The organism is Roseibium sp. (assembly GCF_965232425.1).
Taxonomy (GTDB): Bacteria; Pseudomonadota; Alphaproteobacteria; order Rhizobiales; family Stappiaceae; genus Roseibium.
In genome coordinates this window covers 2,341,405-2,358,110 of record NZ_OZ246971.1, presented here as the reverse complement: position 1 = coordinate 2,358,110, position 16,706 = coordinate 2,341,405, and the positions used below count along the sequence as shown (strand labels likewise).

Annotated in this window: 16 protein-coding genes; 9 read left to right on the top strand and 7 right to left on the bottom strand. The window is 61.8% G+C overall.

The window, feature by feature from the left end; genetic code table 11:
• Window positions 1-67: 67 nt before the first annotated feature.
• From ACO08A_RS10670 to ACO08A_RS10660, 3 genes are all read right to left on the bottom strand, one after another.
• Window positions 68-1,894 carry a hypothetical protein gene (locus tag ACO08A_RS10670; protein ID WP_422041058.1) on the bottom strand — a complete coding sequence of 609 codons (1,827 nt, stop codon included), beginning with the start codon at window positions 1,892-1,894 and terminating at the stop codon, window positions 68-70.
• 100 nt (window positions 1,895-1,994) lie between these two features.
• Window positions 1,995-2,552, bottom strand: a complete 558-nt coding sequence (locus ACO08A_RS10665; RefSeq protein ID WP_306145850.1) for an ActR/PrrA/RegA family redox response regulator transcription factor — start codon at window positions 2,550-2,552, stop codon at window positions 1,995-1,997.
• A 97-nt stretch (window positions 2,553-2,649) separates the two neighbouring features.
• Entirely contained in the window at window positions 2,650-3,975 is a 1,326-nt protein-coding gene (locus ACO08A_RS10660) for an ActS/PrrB/RegB family redox-sensitive histidine kinase (protein ID WP_422041057.1), read from the bottom strand.
• A gap of 176 nt (window positions 3,976-4,151) precedes the next feature.
• Here ACO08A_RS10660 and secB point away from each other — a divergent pair, with 176 nt between their 5' ends.
• Window positions 4,152-4,658, top strand: coding sequence for a protein-export chaperone SecB (gene secB, locus ACO08A_RS10655; RefSeq protein ID WP_422041056.1), 507 nt, complete (start codon window positions 4,152-4,154; stop codon window positions 4,656-4,658).
• A gap of 84 nt (window positions 4,659-4,742) precedes the next feature.
• Here the strand turns inward: secB and ACO08A_RS10650 are convergent, their stop codons facing one another.
• Genes ACO08A_RS10650 through hrcA form a run of 3 tightly spaced genes read right to left on the bottom strand, consistent with a single transcriptional unit; the run spans window position 4,743 to window position 7,097 of the window.
• A complete protein-coding gene (locus ACO08A_RS10650) occupies window positions 4,743-5,150 on the bottom strand; it encodes a carboxymuconolactone decarboxylase family protein (protein ID WP_422041055.1) in 408 nt (135 codons plus the stop codon).
• 47 nt (window positions 5,151-5,197) lie between these two features.
• Window positions 5,198-6,001 (bottom strand): HesA/MoeB/ThiF family protein, encoded by an 804-nt coding sequence (locus ACO08A_RS10645; RefSeq protein ID WP_422041054.1) that lies wholly within the window; start codon window positions 5,999-6,001, stop codon window positions 5,198-5,200.
• Window positions 6,002-6,047: 46 nt separating this feature from the next.
• Window positions 6,048-7,097 carry a heat-inducible transcriptional repressor HrcA gene (gene hrcA / locus ACO08A_RS10640; RefSeq protein WP_421980487.1) on the bottom strand — a complete coding sequence of 350 codons (1,050 nt, stop codon included), beginning with the start codon at window positions 7,095-7,097 and terminating at the stop codon, window positions 6,048-6,050.
• 197 nt (window positions 7,098-7,294) lie between these two features.
• Here hrcA and rph point away from each other — a divergent pair, with 197 nt between their 5' ends.
• From rph to ACO08A_RS10600, 8 genes are all read left to right on the top strand, one after another.
• Window positions 7,295-8,008: a ribonuclease PH gene (gene rph, locus ACO08A_RS10635; protein ID WP_422041053.1), complete on the top strand. Its 714-nt coding sequence runs from the start codon at window positions 7,295-7,297 to the stop codon at window positions 8,006-8,008.
• A gap of 12 nt (window positions 8,009-8,020) precedes the next feature.
• Window positions 8,021-8,659: an RdgB/HAM1 family non-canonical purine NTP pyrophosphatase gene (gene rdgB / locus ACO08A_RS10630; protein WP_422041052.1), complete on the top strand. Its 639-nt coding sequence runs from the start codon at window positions 8,021-8,023 to the stop codon at window positions 8,657-8,659.
• A gap of 5 nt (window positions 8,660-8,664) precedes the next feature.
• Window positions 8,665-9,828, top strand: a complete 1,164-nt coding sequence (gene hemW, locus ACO08A_RS10625; RefSeq protein WP_422041051.1) for a radical SAM family heme chaperone HemW — start codon at window positions 8,665-8,667, stop codon at window positions 9,826-9,828.
• A 320-nt stretch (window positions 9,829-10,148) separates the two neighbouring features.
• Window positions 10,149-11,720 (top strand): polyhydroxyalkanoate depolymerase, encoded by a 1,572-nt coding sequence (gene phaZ / locus ACO08A_RS10620; protein WP_422041740.1) that lies wholly within the window; start codon window positions 10,149-10,151, stop codon window positions 11,718-11,720.
• A gap of 265 nt (window positions 11,721-11,985) precedes the next feature.
• Window positions 11,986-12,426 carry a DUF2852 domain-containing protein gene (locus ACO08A_RS10615; RefSeq protein WP_422041050.1) on the top strand — a complete coding sequence of 147 codons (441 nt, stop codon included), beginning with the start codon at window positions 11,986-11,988 and terminating at the stop codon, window positions 12,424-12,426.
• 134 nt (window positions 12,427-12,560) lie between these two features.
• Window positions 12,561-13,298, top strand: coding sequence for a M48 family metallopeptidase (locus ACO08A_RS10610; protein WP_422041049.1), 738 nt, complete (start codon window positions 12,561-12,563; stop codon window positions 13,296-13,298).
• Window positions 13,299-13,382: 84 nt separating this feature from the next.
• Window positions 13,383-13,817: a hypothetical protein gene (locus tag ACO08A_RS10605; protein ID WP_422041048.1), complete on the top strand. Its 435-nt coding sequence runs from the start codon at window positions 13,383-13,385 to the stop codon at window positions 13,815-13,817.
• A gap of 23 nt (window positions 13,818-13,840) precedes the next feature.
• Window positions 13,841-14,398 (top strand): AAA family ATPase, encoded by a 558-nt coding sequence (locus ACO08A_RS10600; protein WP_422041047.1) that lies wholly within the window; start codon window positions 13,841-13,843, stop codon window positions 14,396-14,398.
• Window positions 14,399-14,401: 3 nt separating this feature from the next.
• On the opposite strand, the gene ACO08A_RS10595 is transcribed toward ACO08A_RS10600, so the two are convergent.
• On the bottom strand, window positions 14,402-16,681 hold the full coding sequence (locus ACO08A_RS10595) for a transglycosylase domain-containing protein (protein ID WP_422041046.1): 2,280 nt from the start codon (window positions 16,679-16,681) through the stop codon (window positions 14,402-14,404).
• Window positions 16,682-16,706 lie beyond the last annotated feature (25 nt).

The window sequence follows — 16,706 nt, the reverse complement described above, 5'->3', positions numbered from 1 at the left end:
CTTAAGCGAGAAAAACAAAATCTTGCATCTTTGGGTAGAAAGACATGATTTCAACTCTGCCCCAGCGTCACCTGCGCGCGCAGAACACGTCGCGCAATCCCGGGCGTGACCATGTCGCGTTCTGCAGCTGGCCCTTCAGGGTGTGGCCCTGCCCCTCATAGTGGAAGGTATTCGGGCTGCCGAGCCGCTGCAGCGTCACAGCGCCATATCCCATTTCGGCAACGGTTGCCGACTGGCCATCTGATGAGAACACCACATTCAGGTCGATGCCGGCCGTGCACAGATAGTCCGCGACATTGGTACGGGCCGCCTGCTGCTGGAAATCGCCCTGGTTGCCGCCGCCGATGGTGCCGGGTGGAACCGGACCGCCGCCATTGTTGGCGAAGGGGTCATTCTGAAAACCGTCCTGGTTCCCGAAACCGCCGGCGCCATTGTTGCCGAACCCGCCTGCACCATTACCACCGAACCCGGCCTGGCCGCCGATGACGACTTCTCGGTAGGGAGCCTGTGTGACGTAGATGCCCCGGCATTCGCCCGTGGCACCGCGCACGGTCCAGGCGTGGGAAACGTAAGTCTGCTGTTCCAGCACCTGACCGGGTTCAAGCCGGGCATAGGGACGCTCGCCGCCGCGATAGTCCACCCAGCTGACCTCGATGGCATCCCGGCCGGAATTGCGGAACACGATCTGCCCCGGGCGGACCGCTTCGACGGACCGCACGCGGCCCAGTTCGTTGCAAGACAGGTCCGCGCCCGGATCCTGGCCACCGTCAGCGACGATCTGCTGCGGTAGCGCGCAGGTCGCCACGAACAGCCGGACCGGATTGGCGCTGCCTTTCAGGGAAACCTGATAGGCCGGCAGTCCCTCGATCGAGATCGACAGTTCCGACTGCTTGATCATCGCCTCCCAGAGCGGATCCGTCATCTCGATATTGACTTCCGGCAGGGAAACGCCTTGGGAATTCGCGCTGGACGACCCGAAGGCATTGAAGCTGCCCAGATAATCTCCCGCGGAAATGCGGATCGCCTGCGGCATGCCTTCCTGTAGTCCGGCAGGCGCCTGCTGGAACGTGATCTTCGCAAATCCGGCTTGTGTCGTGCAGTCGGCCCTGAAGTCCCGATCGTCGGTCTGCGGCACCGTGTGCTCGATGACCGACGGCGACCCGGGCTGACCGCCGGGATCGGCGGCCCATTGCCGGGCCTCGTTTGGCGTGACCACGACCGCCTGGGCGTTCGCACCGCCGGACAGGCTGTCGCGGATCGTCGTCTCGAAGTCGCCTGGCGAGGTCGACGCGACCGTGTCGCTGTTCGGATCGCCGCTGGAAATCGGCGTTTCGACCTGCTCGAGCGGCGGCAGTCCGCCGGTGTCCGCGGGCGGTGTGACTTCCACGATGGAGGTTTCGGTTCCCTGCACTGCCGGCTCGGCGGAAGATGTCTGTGTCTGGCTCTGACCAGCCGCAGCGGGCGCATTGGCGACGGGACCCGCGGCAACCCCGGACGACGTGCCGACGACCCGGGCGGTCGCACCCGGTTTTCCGTCGCTGGTCACGTCGACGACGAGCGTGTTTCCGCTGCAAAGATCGGCATCGCGATGCAGGACGCGGCTGTTTTCGAGCGTGACTTCCAGTTTGACGTCACAGCCGGGCAAGGTGTTGTCGCTGCCCATTGTATCGATCACCACGCCCTTGTCGTCTCGGCTGATGATGGGCCGGTATTTCTTGTCGACCGTGATGGAGCGTATGCCGGGTTCGGCCGGCTCCACGTTGATCCGCACGGTTTCCGGGACCGACTGTGCAAACGCGCTGGCACTGTAGGTCAGAAGACAGAAGCTGCAGGCCGCCAGCAGACGGGATTTGATGACAGGCTTGTTTGAACTGCAGGCAGCAAGACGCCGCATGGACGATCTCCGTCGGAGCGCAAGAAATTCGTTATGTGAATACTTAGGCAAAGTGGCGCTGAAAGGGCAACCCTGCAATCGGTTTCAACACAGGCCTTTGTCAGCGCGGCGCTCTTTTCGCAAGAATACGCTGCAATGTTCTGCGGTGCATGTTCAGGCGGCGTGCCGTCTCCGACACGTTGCGATCGCACAATTCGTAGACGCGCTGGATGTGTTCCCAGCGGACACGGTCGGCAGACATCGGGTTTTCCGGCGGCTGCGCCTTGTCCTCGGGCTTGCGCGCAAGCGCCGCGACGATATCGTCCGGATCCGCAGGCTTGGCGAGGTAATCGATCGCACCGAGTTTGACCGCGGTCACGGCGGTGGCGATATTGCCGTAGCCGGTCAGGATGATCGCGCGCGCATCCGGGCGTTTTTGCCGGATTTTCTCTATGACATCCAGACCGTTGCCGTCTTCAAGGCGCATGTCGACGATCGCATAGGCAGGCGCAATGCGCAGGATCTTGGCGGCTGCGTCCTGAACGCCGTCGGCGGTTTCCGTTGCAAAGCCGCGTTTTTCCATCGCACGCGCCAGGCGCTGCTGAAAGGGTTTGTCGTCGTCGACGATCAGAAGACTCATGTCTCCCGATCCGTTGAATGAAGTCATCTGGTCCGTCATGGCTCGTTACCGTCTATTCTTACGTCTTCTTGCGCAGGATGGATGATCTTCCGGAAAGGGACCCGCCACAAAATCTGCTTTTGTTGTCGTTATGGGGCTAAAACGGCGTTTCGTCCACTCCAACAGGACGTTCGAAGACCGGGCGCGGCCAGCTGACGCGGATGTGGGCGCCGCTTTCGGGCGGTGCCTTGTTCTCGAGCTGCAGCTTAGCGCCGGTGCGCTCAAGAAGGGTTTTCGCGATGAAGATCCCCAGCCCGAGCCCGCCACTCTTGCCGTTCTGCTGGGACCTGCTGCCGCGCACGGACACGTAAGGGTCTCCGATCTTGCCGAGGATATCCATGGAAAAACCCGGTCCGTCGTCGCGGATCGAGATCGACAGCGTGTTTTCGTCCCAGTGTGCCGAGACATCGACACGCGATTTTGCGAAATCGACAGCGTTTTCAACGAGATTACCCAGGCCGTAGCGAATTGCCGCATTCCGTGTCCCGACGGGTTCGGGCCCCTCGCCGTCATGTGTCGAGTGAATGGCAACACCGGTCCCGCGGTGAGGATCGATGACGTCCTCAAGAAGCTGGGCGACCGGCATGCGCTGGTAGGTCTGGTCTTCCTCGCTGGAAAGACTGGTGAGTTTCTGAAGGATCTCGCGGCACCTTTCGGCCTGAGACCGGATCAGCGCGACATCCTCGCCGCGATGGTCCTGCGCTTCGAATTCGTCGGTCAGTTCCTTGGCGACAAGATAAATCGTCGCAAGCGGCGTCCCGAGTTCATGGGCCGCGGCCGTTGCCAGTCCGTCCAGCGCGTTAAGGTGCTGCTCGCGCGCAAGCACGAGTTCAGTTGCGGTCAGGGCATCGGCAAGCTGACGCGCCTCTTCCGCCACCCGGAACGCATAGACCGCCATGAAGCCGAGCGTGAGCACCAGCGCGATCCAGATTCCGACCGAATAGATCACGGGCAGCTTGAAGACTTCCGTGTCGGGCCAGGGCAGCGGGTAGTGAAACACGGCCAGAAAGCTGGCGCAGACCGTTGCCAGGACCCCGAGCATGAAGGTGTAGCGCGCGGACAGCCCGGCAGCAGACACCATCACCGGCGCCATCAGCAGGAACGCAAACGGATTGCCCAGCCCCCCTGTCAGGAACAACAGGCCGCTCATCTGCACGATGTCGTAGCCAAGCTGAAGGATGGCCGCGCGTTCGGAAAGACGCATGGCCGACGGCCAGCGGATCTTCAGGAAAATGTTCAGCCAGGCGGAGAGGGCGACCATGGCGAAGGCGGGCCCGGCGGGGAGCTCGTAGCCAAGGCCCACATGGACGACAAGCAGGGCTGCGGTCTGTCCGCCGACCGCGAGCCAGCGCAGGCGCACCAGCGTGTCAAGCTTCAGGCGCCTTTGCGTCAATGTTATGTTGGACGCGCTTTCATCCGTCATAATCCCCTTTTGAATCGGAATCCGGGTCCTGACAAGGCCATTGCACTTGTGCGCGCCGTTTTGAGATGTTAGCCAGCCGCTGAAAAGGTTGTTCGGATGACGCGGGCCGGCGGCCATATTGAGGGATACCGGTATTCTTCATCACAGATCAGCACCGCGAAACGGAATGAAACAACATGACCGATACGAATGACGGCGGCGCACAGCCGCAGACGGAAGGCGCTGCTGCTGCACCCGGCATGCATATCCTGGGTCAGTACATCAAGGACTTGTCTTTCGAGAACCCGAACGCGCCCCGTGCCCTGACCCAGGGCGATCAGCCCAAGCTCGACATCAATGTCAATGTGGGTGCCCAGCAGATGGGCGATGACCAGTTTGAGGTCGTTTTGACGCTCACGGCCAAGGCCGAGCGCCCGGACATGGTCATGTTCAATGTCGAGCTGGTCTATGCGGGCCTCTTCAAGCTGACCGGCGTTCCGTCCGAACACATGCATCCTTTCGTCATGATCGAATGCCCGCGGATGATCTTCCCGTTCGCACGCAACATTCTCGCCGAAGCGACCCGCAACGGCGGCTTCCCGCCGCTGATGCTCGATCCGATCGATTTTGCCCAGCTGTACCGCCAGAACATGGCGCAGCAGCAGGCCACCGGACAGGGCGAAGGCGCGGCAAAGCCGAACTGATCGGCCCGATCCCGGTTTGCTCAGGACCCGCGTGGAGCTTGTCTCCGTGCGGGTTTTTCTTGACCGGTTGTTGTCACGGTGCTTTCAGCTGACTTCGAATTCCGGATCGACCGGCACCTGCAGCGACGTGACCAGCGTGTTTGTCATCGCGGCCAGTCCGATGATCTGCAGCAGTTCACCATGTTCTTCGTCGCTCATGCCCTTCGCGCGGGCCGCCGCGGTATGGGAGTGAACGCAGTAACTGCATCCGTTTGCAGCCGAAACCGCGATATAGATCATCTCGCGCGTCTTCGGGTCGAGGGCGCCGGGCGCCGCCATCACCGATTTGACATGAGCCCAGGTGCGCGCAAGCCCCGGCGGGTCCTGTGCCAGCGCCCGCCAGACATTGTTGATGAAATCGGACCCGCGGACCGCACGGATGTCGTCAAACACGGCTTTGACTTCGGGGATCGCTTCAGCTTCCGCATCCGTCATCAGTTTTACAGTCGCCATGGCTTCCTTCTCCGAATTGTCGTGCCGATTGCCTGACCGCCGAACCCTCAGGCCTCTTCCAGGAGCGCCGCCCAGCTTTTCGGGTCGGACCCGTTGAGCGGGTTTTTCGCGGAGCGTTTGTAGGAAATGGTTTCCATCCGGAAGCTCCTTGCATCGAACATGATCATGCGCCCGACCAGGCCTTCGCCCGTTCCCGTGATCTCCTTGATCACTTCCATCGCCTGCATGGTGCCGATGATACCGGTCAGAGCACCCAGTACGCCCGCCTCCGCGCAGGTCGGCAGCAGACCGTCGCGCGGTTTGCGCGGGAACAGGCACCTGTAAGTCGGGTTGGCCTCGCCCTGGGCATTCTGCTCAAAGGGCTTGAGCGTGGTGATCGACCCGTCGAACTGGCCGACGGCCGCCGTCACCAGCGGCTTTCGGGCAAAGAAACAGGCATCGGAGACAAGGTAGCGCGTGTCGAAATTGTCCGACCCGTCCACGACAAGATCATAGTCCGACACCAGGGCGAGCGCATTGTGGCCGCCGAACCGTGTGGGATGCGGCTCCACGTTGACATTCGGATTGAGGCGGGCAATCGCTTCGGCCGCACTCGCGACCTTGGGCTCGCCCAGCTGGTCGGTGCCGTGAATGACCTGGCGCTGTAGATTGGACAGCGACACGGTGTCGTCGTCGACGATGCCGAGCGTGCCGACACCGGCAGCGGCGAGATATTGCAGGACCGGGGCTCCGAGCCCGCCCGCCCCGATCACGAGCACGCGCGCCTTCTTGAGTTTCTGCTGCCCAGCGCCGCCGATTTCCTGCATGACGATATGACGGGCGTAACGTTCAAGTTCTGCGGGCGAAAGCATGCTGAAGTCCTGCGAAGTCGGGTTCGAACAGATATGTATGTGGCGCCTACTTGAGGATCCGGCTGACCAGGCGCGCGGTATAGTCGACCATCGGAATGACCCGGGCGTAGTTGAGCCGCGTCGGGCCGATGACGCCGAGAACACCGACGATGCGCTGATTGCTGTCCCGGTAGGGTGAAACCACGAGCGATGAGCCTGAAAGCGAGAACAGGTTGTTTTCCGAGCCGATGAAGATGCGCACGCCGTCGCCGGTTTCGGCGAGACCCAGCAGCTGGATCAGGTCTTTCTTGTTTTCCAGGTCATCGAAAAGCAGGCGGATGCGTTCCAGGTCTTCGACCGCGTCCAGGTCGGTGAGCAGGTTCGAGCGTCCGCGGACGATCAGTGTCGCGGGGTCGTTGGCAGTCTCGCCGCCCCAGACGGCGAGCCCGGCATTGATGACCTTCTGGCTGAGCTGGTCGAGTTCGGCCTGATCGGCGTCACGGACCTTTTCCAGCTCCCCCTTGATGTCGGAGAGCGTGCGCCCCTGGATCTGCGCATTCAGATAGTTGGTCGCTTCCACGAGAGCGGACGCCGGCAAATTGGCGGGCAGGTCGATGATCCGGTTTTCGACGGACCCGTCCTCGCTCACCAGAATGGCGAGCGCCTTCAGCGGTTCGATCCGGACGAACTCGATATGCTTCAGGCGCATGTCGCTCTTGTGTGTCATGACCACACCGGCACCCATGGACAGGCCGGACAGCATCTGGCTGGCTTCGGTCAGCACCTGTTCCGTCGAGTTCGCCTCGCTCGAGGCGCGGACCTGAACGTCGATCTGCTGACGTTCGTCTTCGGTCAGATCACCGACCTCAAGCAGGGCGTCGACGAAAAAGCGCAGGCCGATCTCTGTCGGCAGACGGCCGGCGCTCGTGTGCGGCGAATGCAGCAGGCCCAAGTGTTCCAGGTCCGACATCACGTTGCGCACCGATGCGGGTGACAACGACATGGACAGGTTGCGCGACACGTTGCGGGAGCCGACGGGCTCTCCGGTTTCCAGATAGGTTTCCACGATCGAGCGGAATATCTCGCGGGATCTCTTGTCGAGGTCGCTGAGGCTCAAGGTGTCTTCTCCAAATGCACACTGCGATTGTTGGACGTTTTTCGTCTTACACCCAAGATATAGGCGCAAAATGGGCCCGACGGGAAGCTGGCCCTTTACCTCAGGCGAATTTGAGGTCTACAAGGCGCAGGAGATCAGCAGGAAACGGTCGTTTCCAGGCGAAGGTAATCCGCTAGGGAAAGTCGAAAGGAAATTTCATGCGTCCGTCAAAACGCGCAGCCGACGAACTCCGGGCTGTGACTTTGGAGCGCAGCGTTTCAAAGCATGCGGAAGGGTCTTGCCTCGTCAAGTTCGGCGACACGCATGTGCTGTGCACCGCCAGCCTCGAAGAGCGCATACCGCCCTGGTTGCGCGGCCAGAACCGGGGCTGGGTCACGGCCGAATACGGCATGCTGCCGCGTGCGACCGGCGATCGCATGCGCCGAGAAGCAAGCGCCGGCAAGCAGTCCGGCAGAACCCAGGAGATCCAGCGCCTGATCGGACGCTCGCTGCGCGCCGTCGTTGATCTCGAAGCACTCGGTGAAGTCCAGATTTCAGTGGACTGCGACGTCATTCAGGCGGATGGCGGCACCCGGACCGCGTCGATCACGGGTGCCTGGGTGGCACTCCGCGACTGCATCGAATGGATGCGCGCGCGCGACATGGTGTCCGGTGACGTGCTGAAGGATCACATTGCCGCGATTTCCTGCGGGATCTACGAGGGCGCACCCGTGCTCGATCTGGACTACGCGGAGGACAGCACCGCCGAAACGGACGCGAACTTCGTGATGACCGGATCCGGCGGGATCGTCGAGATCCAGGGAACCGCCGAGGGCGCACCGTTCTCGGAGGATGAGTTCACCCAGCTGCTCGGTCTTGCGAAGGCGGGCATTGGCCGCCTTGTGGACCTGCAGAAAATGGCGATTCTGTAAGGGGCCATGCCGATGAGCCATCGCAAACTCGAACCAGGCCGCCTTGTCGTCGCAAGCCACAACAAGGGCAAGATTAGAGAAATCAACGAGTTGCTTGCACCGTATGGTTTCGATGTCGTCTCGGCAGGCGAGCTCGACCTGCCGGAGCCCGAGGAAACCGGAACCACATTCGAAGCAAACGCGGCCCTGAAGGCGGTCGCGGCCGCCGAAGGCTCCGGATTGCCGTCCCTGGCGGATGACAGCGGGTTTTGCGTCGCCGCCCTGGGGGGCGATCCCGGCATCTATTCCGCGCGCTGGGCGGGTCCCGACAAGGACTTCGCAATGGCAATGCGGACAATCGAGGAAAAGCTTCAGACCGTTTCGTCCGGACAGGAAACCAACCGCCGCGGGTCCTTTGTCGCCGTTTTGTGCCTCGCCTGGCCGGACGGTCACACGGAATACTTCCGCGGCGAAGTGGAGGGGGATGTCGTCTGGCCGCCGCGCGGCACGGAGGGCTTCGGCTACGATCCGATGTTCCGCCCGGACGGGCACGACCGCACCTTCGGCGAAATGTCCCCGGAAGAAAAACACGGTCTGTCGGACGACCGGGAGCCGTTGTCGCACCGCGCCCGAGCGTTCACGCTGTTTGCCGAAGGCTGCCTGAAGGGATAGCCGACGTGACAGCGCACAAGGCAAACGAAGCTGGATTCGGGATCTACATTCACTGGCCGTTCTGCGCGGCCAAGTGCCCGTATTGCGACTTCAATTCGCATGTGCGCCATCAGCCCGTCGACCAGGCCCGCTTCGCTGCCGCGTTCGAACGGGAGCTGTCCCATTTTGCCGAACTGACCAAGGGAAAGAGGGTCGAATCGATCTTTCTGGGCGGCGGAACGCCGTCGCTGATGGAACCGGCAACCGTCGAGCGTCTTCTGAAAGCGGTCGCGGACCGGTGGACATTGGAGGACGCCGTCGAAATCACGCTGGAGGCCAACCCCTCTTCCGTTGAGGCGGAGCGCTTCAGGGGTTATCGCGCGGCGGGTGTCAACCGCGTCTCGCTCGGTGTCCAGTCGCTGCAGGACAGGGATCTGAAACTGCTTGGCCGGCTGCATGACGCCGACACGGCCCGCGCAGCCGTGGAGACTGCCCGTGCGACATTTCCGCGGCTCTCCTTCGATCTCATCTATGCCCGCCCCGGCCAGGCATTGACCGCCTGGGAGGCGGAGTTGCAGGAGGCGATTTCGCTCGCCGCCGATCACCTGTCGCTCTACCAGCTGACCATCGAGCACGGCACGCCCTTCTATGCGCTGCATCAGGCGGGCAAGCTGGACATGCCGGAACCCGATCTGGCTGCCGAATTTTTCGAGTTGACCCAGGAGGTGACGGCCGACGCCGGTTTGCCCGCCTACGAAGTCTCCAATCATGCCCGTCCCGGCGCGGAGTGCCGCCACAATCTGGTCTACTGGCGGTACGGCGACTATGTCGGCGTCGGTCCGGGCGCGCATGGGCGCGTCACCGCCGGCGCAACCCGCCTGGCGACGTCGACAGAGCGTCATCCGGAGACCTGGCTGGAAAATGTCGAGCGCGCGGGCCACGGACTGATCGAAAACGCCGGTCTCAACGAAGAGGAGCAGGGCGACGAATTCCTGCTCATGGGTTTGCGCCTCAAGGAAGGCATCGACCTCGGCCGCTACGAGACGTTCTCGCACCGGTCCGTCGATCCGCGCCGTCTGAAAGCGCTCCTGGAGCATGGAATGGTGGAAGAAATCGGGGAAAACCGGGTGCGGGCGACGCGTGAAGGCTTTTTCGTGCTTGATGCGGTTGTCGCGGACCTGGCTGCCTGACTCCGGTACGCTCGAGCCGTCCTTAATTCTACCAAATTGATTTAAATGAGCTATCTGGCTTTTGCAGCGCAAATATATTCGGCGCCGAAACGAGTTCTCCAATGCATTGATTGGCTTAGCTTCCGTTTAACATAGCAAATAGCAGTATTGCAGGCGGTTGCCCGGCTGGCTATCCTGTTGCGATGCAATAGATGGTGCCATAACAAGCGGGCCGCGAAAGAATGTATACAAATTTCGTCAAGGGGGCGGGCGGCGGCTTCGTAAATCAGGGAGACGCGTCATTGCCGTTTTATCATCTTTATGAGCTGAATCATGCAGCAATGGCACCGTACCGGGCGGTTGCCGACATGATGCGGCTTTATTTTCAAAATCCTTTGAATCCCTGGACCCACACGAGTTTTGGCCGTCAGATCGCTGCCGGCTGCGAAGTTCTGGAGCGTACGACACGCCGGTATGGCAAGCCGGAATTCGGCCTGAAGGAAACCACTGTCGGCGGCGTTCGCGTTCCGGTGCGCGAGAGCGTTGTCTGGAGCCGTCCCTTTTGCGACCTGATCCGTTTTGAACGCGGTGTCACGTCGCACCGCAACGATCCGAAAGTCCTGATCGTTGCTCCGATGTCCGGGCACTACGCGACCCTGCTGCGCGGCACGGTGGACGCCCTGATGCCGAACGCCGACGTCTACATCACCGACTGGATCGATGCGCGCATGGTGCCGATCCAGGAGGGCAAGTTCGACCTGGACGACTACATAGACTACATCATTTCCATGCTGCACTTCCTTGGACCCGATGCGCATGTGCTTGGCGTTTGCCAGCCATCCGTTCCGGTGCTGGCGGCGGTCGCCGTCATGGAAGATCGCGAGGATCCCTACGTTCCGTCCACGATGACGCTGATGGGCGGACCCATCGACACCCGCGTCGAGCCGACTGCCGTGAACGATCTTGCGGTGTCCAAGGGCATTGACTGGTTCAAGAACAACGTCGTCATGAAGGTTCCGTTCCCGCATCCCGGCTTCATGCGCGATGTCTATCCGGGCTTTCTCCAGCTGTCCGGGTTCATGAGCATGAACCTTGACCGTCACATGACCGCGCACCGTGAGTTTTTCCAGCATCTGGTTGAAGGCGACGGCGACAACGCGGAAAAACACCGCGAGTTCTACGACGAATATCTTGCAGTCATGGATCTGACCGCCGAGTTCTATCTGCAGACGGTTGAAACGGTCTTCATCAAGCATTCCCTGCCCGAGGGAACGATGGAGCACAATGGCCGGATCGTTGACTGCACGAAGATCAGGCGGACCGCGCTTTTGACCGTTGAAGGTGAAAAGGACGACATTACCGGCCGGGGGCAGACACGTGCCGCACACGACCTGTGTACGAGCCTGCCGGACGACATGAAAGCGCATTACGAGCAGCCGAATGTCGGACACTACGGTGTTTTCAACGGATCGCGCTGGCGGTCTGAAATCGCGCCGCGCGTGATGGATTTTATCCGTTCGAACCGTGCCGGCATGCCGAAGAAACCAGCCGTCAAAGCGCCGGAAAAGGCCGAGGCCCCGGTCAAGGCAGCGGCAGCGCCGAAAGCACCGGCAAAGGCAAGGGCCAAGAACACCGCCAAACCCAAGGCGAAAAAGGCGCCCGCACCGCGGCCGCTCGAGGATATCCTGCTCGCGAAACCCGATGGGGCGGCGGACAACCTGAAGGAAATCAGCGGCGTCGGGCCAAAGCTCGAATCGACGCTCAACGAGGCCGGTATCTTCCATTTCTGGCAGATTGCCGGGCTGACCGCTGAGCAGATCGAAGCGCTCGACGGCAAGCTCGATTTCCGGGGCAGGATCGAACGCGACAAGTGGATCGAGCAGGCCCGAAAGCTCTCCGAAAGGGTCAGCTGAGCGGATTTGAAAAGGGCGCCCTCGCGGCGCCTTTTTTGATGTGTGCGGGCGGAAAACGATCGCAGCACCAGAAATTCTCGGATCTTGCGAACGGCGTCTGGGCGCATTCCATCAATCGCTCTAATCCATAATAAAAACAAAAGCTTGGCGGCTTCTTTCATGCGGGTTGCAATATTGTTTCGAGGCCGATTCTTTTTGTGACGATCATCACAAATCCTTGAAGCGGGCCTCCGCAATGCCCACCTGAAGGGCGTGGATGTCTTAAATGGATAGGATGATGACGACGACCAAGAGTTGCATGATTAAACCTGCCTGGACGCCTGTGACCATCGGCCTGATGGTGCTTGGGTTTGTGGCGTTCTGGCCGCTCGGCCTCGCCATGCTGGCCTATATTCTGTGGGGCGACCGTTTCGAGGGCATGGCGCGCGACGCCAGGGACCAATGGCGCGGAAGCCAGCTGAAGGGAGCATTCGATCAGATGTCAAACACCACTGCCTATGCCCGGACCGGCAATGTCGCGTTTGATGACTACCGCGAGCGTGAACTGAAACGCCTCGAGGAAGAGCGCGCAAAACTGGATGCGATGCGCGCCGATTTCGACGATTTCCTGCGTGAATTGCGCCGGGCGCGCGACCAGGAAGAATTCGATCGTTTCATGGCCAACCGTGGCCGGTCGAGTGGCGGAAGCGAAGCAGCGCCTTCCTGAACCACTCCTCCTCCCAGATCCGTCACGGGACGGCCTGACCGGAAGCGGCGCTTTTCAAGCGCCGCTTTCGTCATTTTTCAGCAAGCCAAAAAGCTCTAGACTCTTCGCCAGGTGATTCGACCGGACTGCGTGACATGCTTCTGCGACGCGGCAAGAAAGACTTGCCGGACCACATAGATATCGAAACGGACACGAAAGCGGTCCGGATTCGCCTGCGCGCGAACCCGCGCGCGCAGCGCTATCTGCTGCGTCTTCCGGCGGACAGTTCCGGTCCCGTCCTGACGGTGCCCAGGGGCGGCGACCTGAGGCGGGCGGAGCATTTTGCCCGTCAGCACATCGGCTGGCTTGTCGAGCGGCTGCAGGACCGCCCGCAGCACGTCAGCCTCGCACCTGGCGACGTCTTTCCTCTTCGCGGTGTCGACCATCGCATCCTGCCGACCGGCACCTTGCGTGGTCTCGTGTCGGCGGGTGTCGACGAAGACGGTGCGCCGGCCCTGTTCGTTCCAGGTGCCGATGATCATGTTCCGCGCAAGGCAACGAACTGGCTCAAGTCCGAAGCCCGCAAGGACCTGGTTGTCCGGGCGCAGTTTCACGCTGCCAGGATCGGCAGGAAGATCACCGCAATCAGCGTTCGCGATACCAGGAGCCGTTGGGGTTCCTGTGCGTCCAACGGAAAGCTTTCGTTTTCCTGGCGCCTCATCCTGGCACCCCCCGAAATCCTGGACTACGTGGCCGCGCATGAAGTCGCGCATCTGAAGGAAATGAACCATTCGGCCCGGTTCTGGCGCCTGTGTGAGGAACTGGCTCCCCAGACGCCGACGGCGCGCGTCTGGCTCAAGGAAAACGGCACCTGCCTTCATGGCTTCGGCTGACGTCGGCAGGGCGTCGCTGTTCGAATGGCTGGGCATCTTCGCAAACTTATGCTTCCTTTGCGTCACGATGTTCAGGAGCCCGTCATGCAATTCTTCTCAAGAGCGATGAAAACCGTTTCCGGCGCAGCCTTGCTGTCGGCTTTGCTGGTGCCGGTGAGTGGCCCGGCACTGGCGGACAGCTGTTGGAACCATAATGGCTCCATCATGAGGCTTCAGGCGCAGGGAAATCAGCGCTGGCTTTCCTATGAAATTCCGCGCGATGTTCTCAGGGCCGCCGGGGTTCAGCGCGGCACGCTGCTATTCAATGGCGTCAAGAACGGCAACTGGTATTCGGGGACCGCCCGCGTCTTTTCAAAATACTGCCCCGGCTCGCCCCTGGAATATTATGTTGAAGGCCCGGTCAGGGGCGATCAGCTGCAGGTGACCGTGACCGGAACGCGGGAAGTCTACAACCAGTGCCGCCCGACCGGGCGGGTCAAGACGGACACGCTCGTCTTCACCTTCAGCCACGACTGCTGATCCGCTTCTGTATCGATAGTCTCATGATCATTGTCTTGAATGGATATCCAGGCGTCGGGAAATTGACGATCGGCCGTGCGCTTGCTGACATCCTTGGCGGCAAACTTCTTGATATTCACTCGGTTTACAACATCGCGTTCGCGCTGACGGAATTCAAGACGCCCGCGTTTCGCGAAGCTGTTGAACGCGTGGAGGAAATCGCGCACGACCTGGTGCTTAAACTTCCCGAGGAAACACCGGTCGTGTTCACGACGGTGATCGCAGGCGACAGCGACTGGGGAGAGGCCGAGTGGCGTAAACTGCAGCAGATCGGGACAGCGCGTCCGCCCTTCTGCGTCGTGCATCTTTCCTGCGACCTGGAAGAGAACATACGCCGTATCGGTGATCCGGGTCGAGACGGGATGCGCAAACCGCGTGATCCGGACATGGCGCGCCGAAATCAGGCACAGGCAAAGCCGCTGGCGGGACTTGATGCCGGGAATTTGCTGAAGCTGGAAACAACCGGGATGTCTGCGCAAGAGTCCGCGCAGCGCATATCTGACTGGACTGCGCGCATCGAACCGGGTCCGGAAACCGCGTAGGGCCTAACCGCCACCGAAGATGTTGCGCAGGAGACCGAGCGGCCCGCGCCGTTCACCGCTGCCGCCGCTTGCCCCGCCATCCCCGCCGCCGATGGAGCCGGGAGGAATCGGATGCCGCCCGGAGCTGACTGCTGTCTGCGGCTGGCCCTGTTCCTGCGGCTTGCGCGGTGCGGCCACGCTGACGGGCAGGTTCGGCACACCCGGAAGATCAGCGACGGGCAGGCCCTGATGCGCCACATCCATCACCGCTTTCCAGGTTGCCGCGGGCAGGCTACCACCGGTCGCCTTTTTCGTGGGTGAGTTGTCGTCGTTTCCGAACCAGACGGCAGTGGTCAGATTGCCGGTATAGCCGATGAACCAGGCGTCTCGGAAATCCTGGCTCGTCCCGGTCTTGCCGCCGGCCGGGCGCCCGCTGTCGAGCCGCGCCTTGCGCCCGGTTCCCGTCAGCAGCGTTTCGGACATCATCAGGTTCATGTTGCCGACATCGCGCCGCTGAACCACGCGCCCGCGTCCGTCGCCGGATCGCGAATAGAGCGTCTTGCCGTCGACGGTCTTGATCCGCCGGATGATGTGCGGAAGGACGCCGTAGCCGCCATTGGAAAACGGCACATAGGCGGACGCGATCTCGAGCGGTGTGACCTCCGATGTCCCGAGCGCAAGCGACAGGTTCTTGTTGAGATCGGACGTGACGCCCAGGCGCTTCGCCGTGCTCGCGACCGTTCCCGCGCCGACCTCATGGGCCAGCCGCGCCGCAACGGTGTTGATCGACAGGCTCAGCGATCTGGTCAGCGTGACCGGGCCGTAGTGTTCCTTTGTGTAGTTCTTGGGTGACCAGCCGCCGATGGTGATCGGCTGATCCTGCCGCACGGTTTGCGGCGTCATGCCGTTTTCAAGCGCTGCGAGATAGACGAAGGGCTTGAATGCCGATCCGGGCTGGCGCTTCGCGTAGGCTGCCCGGTTGAACTGGCTCTCTGCATAATCCGCTCCGCCGACCATCGCCTTGATCGCACCCGCCGTGTCGAGGGTCACGATCGCGCCCTGGGTGACGCCGAGCTTCTGACGGTTTTCGGCAAGCGTGGCCCGCAGCGCGCCTTCGGCGGCCTGCTGCATGGAGGCATCGATCGTCGTGTCGACAATGATGTCGCCTTCGATCGAGCCGACGAAATGCGGCAGCACGTCCATGACATAGTCCGCGACGTAGTTTTCGCTCGCGGTGGTGTGCCGCCGGATCGCCTTGGCGGGTGCGGCGATGGCCGTCTTGGCTTCGTTCGAGCTGATGAAGCCTTCTTCGTGCATCGCCGCCAGCACCAGCTGCGCACGGTCCTCGGCAAGATCCGGATTGCGAGCAGGCGAATACCGCGACGGGGCTTTCAGCAGGCCCGCGATAGTCGCCGCCTCGGCAACCGTCATCAGCCGTGCGGACTTGCCGAAATAGCGGCGCGCCGCCGCATCGACGCCATAGGCGCCCGAGCCGAGATAGACCCGGTTCAGATACATCTCCAGGATTTCGTCTTTCGAATATTCCGCTTCCAGCCAGAAGGCGAGCACCAGCTCCTGGATTTTCCGCTTTATCGTCCGGTCGGGTTCCAGAAACAGATTTTTCGCGAGCTGCTGTGTCAGCGTCGATCCGCCCTGGGACACACGGCCCGACGTGAAGTTGGTATAGGCCGCGCGCGCGAGGCCGATCGGATCTATCCCGAAATGCGAGCGGAACCGCCGGTCTTCAATGGCAATGACGGCATTGGGGAGATAGGGCGGCAGTTGTTCCAGGCGCACGGCCTCACCACCCGTATCGCCGCGATTGGCCAGAAGGTCGCCGTTGAGCGCAACGATCTTGACGTTGGGCGGCCGCGCCGGCACTTGCCATTCCGAGGTCGGTGGCAGATAGGCGGCGTAATAGCCGATTACACAAACCGCCGCGATGACGCACCAGATCCCGGCAACGGCGCTCCAGTAGACCCCCCGCTTGAAAACCCTGCCGACAAAAGCGGGGATCCGGATCCTCGACTTGCGTTTCCGGCTGCGCCGCTTCGCGCCGGACCTGCCGCCGCGACGGTTGCCAGTGCTGCCCCGGGATTTGCCGCTCTGCGATTTCGCGGACTTTTTGGGTCCGGTTTTCTTCCGGCTCGTGGAACCGGCCTTGCGGCTTTTCGATTTGGAGCCGGATTTCGACGCAGGCGCAGCGGTCCTGTCCTGCGGCCCGAGCCGCAGGTCGAGCAGGCTGCTGCTGTCTTCCCCGAATGTCGGTTCAATCCTTGGCTGGCGTTTCGCCCGCGATGCCATTGATCATCCGTCCCGTCGTCAATTC

Bases quoted from the DNA above. Each gene is read 5' to 3' on its own strand.
- ACO08A_RS10670 (WP_422041058.1), bottom strand. From the start codon at position 1,894: ATGCGGCGTCTTGCTGCCTGCAGTTCAAACAAGCCTGTCATCAAATCC.
- ACO08A_RS10665 (WP_306145850.1), bottom strand. From the start codon at position 2,552: ATGACGGACCAGATGACTTCATTCAACGGATCGGGAGACATGAGTCTT.
- ACO08A_RS10660 (WP_422041057.1), bottom strand. From the start codon at position 3,975: ATGACGGATGAAAGCGCGTCCAACATAACATTGACGCAAAGGCGCCTG.
- secB (WP_422041056.1), top strand. From the start codon at position 4,152: ATGACCGATACGAATGACGGCGGCGCACAGCCGCAGACGGAAGGCGCT.
- ACO08A_RS10650 (WP_422041055.1), bottom strand. From the start codon at position 5,150: ATGGCGACTGTAAAACTGATGACGGATGCGGAAGCTGAAGCGATCCCC.
- ACO08A_RS10645 (WP_422041054.1), bottom strand. From the start codon at position 6,001: ATGCTTTCGCCCGCAGAACTTGAACGTTACGCCCGTCATATCGTCATG.
- rph (WP_422041053.1), top strand. From the start codon at position 7,295: ATGCGTCCGTCAAAACGCGCAGCCGACGAACTCCGGGCTGTGACTTTG.
- rdgB (WP_422041052.1), top strand. From the start codon at position 8,021: ATGAGCCATCGCAAACTCGAACCAGGCCGCCTTGTCGTCGCAAGCCAC.
- phaZ (WP_422041740.1), top strand. From the start codon at position 10,149: ATGGCACCGTACCGGGCGGTTGCCGACATGATGCGGCTTTATTTTCAA.
- ACO08A_RS10615 (WP_422041050.1), top strand. From the start codon at position 11,986: ATGGATAGGATGATGACGACGACCAAGAGTTGCATGATTAAACCTGCC.
- ACO08A_RS10610 (WP_422041049.1), top strand. From the start codon at position 12,561: ATGCTTCTGCGACGCGGCAAGAAAGACTTGCCGGACCACATAGATATC.
- ACO08A_RS10605 (WP_422041048.1), top strand. From the start codon at position 13,383: ATGCAATTCTTCTCAAGAGCGATGAAAACCGTTTCCGGCGCAGCCTTG.
- ACO08A_RS10600 (WP_422041047.1), top strand. From the start codon at position 13,841: ATGATCATTGTCTTGAATGGATATCCAGGCGTCGGGAAATTGACGATC.
- ACO08A_RS10595 (WP_422041046.1), bottom strand. From the start codon at position 16,681: ATGGCATCGCGGGCGAAACGCCAGCCAAGGATTGAACCGACATTCGGG.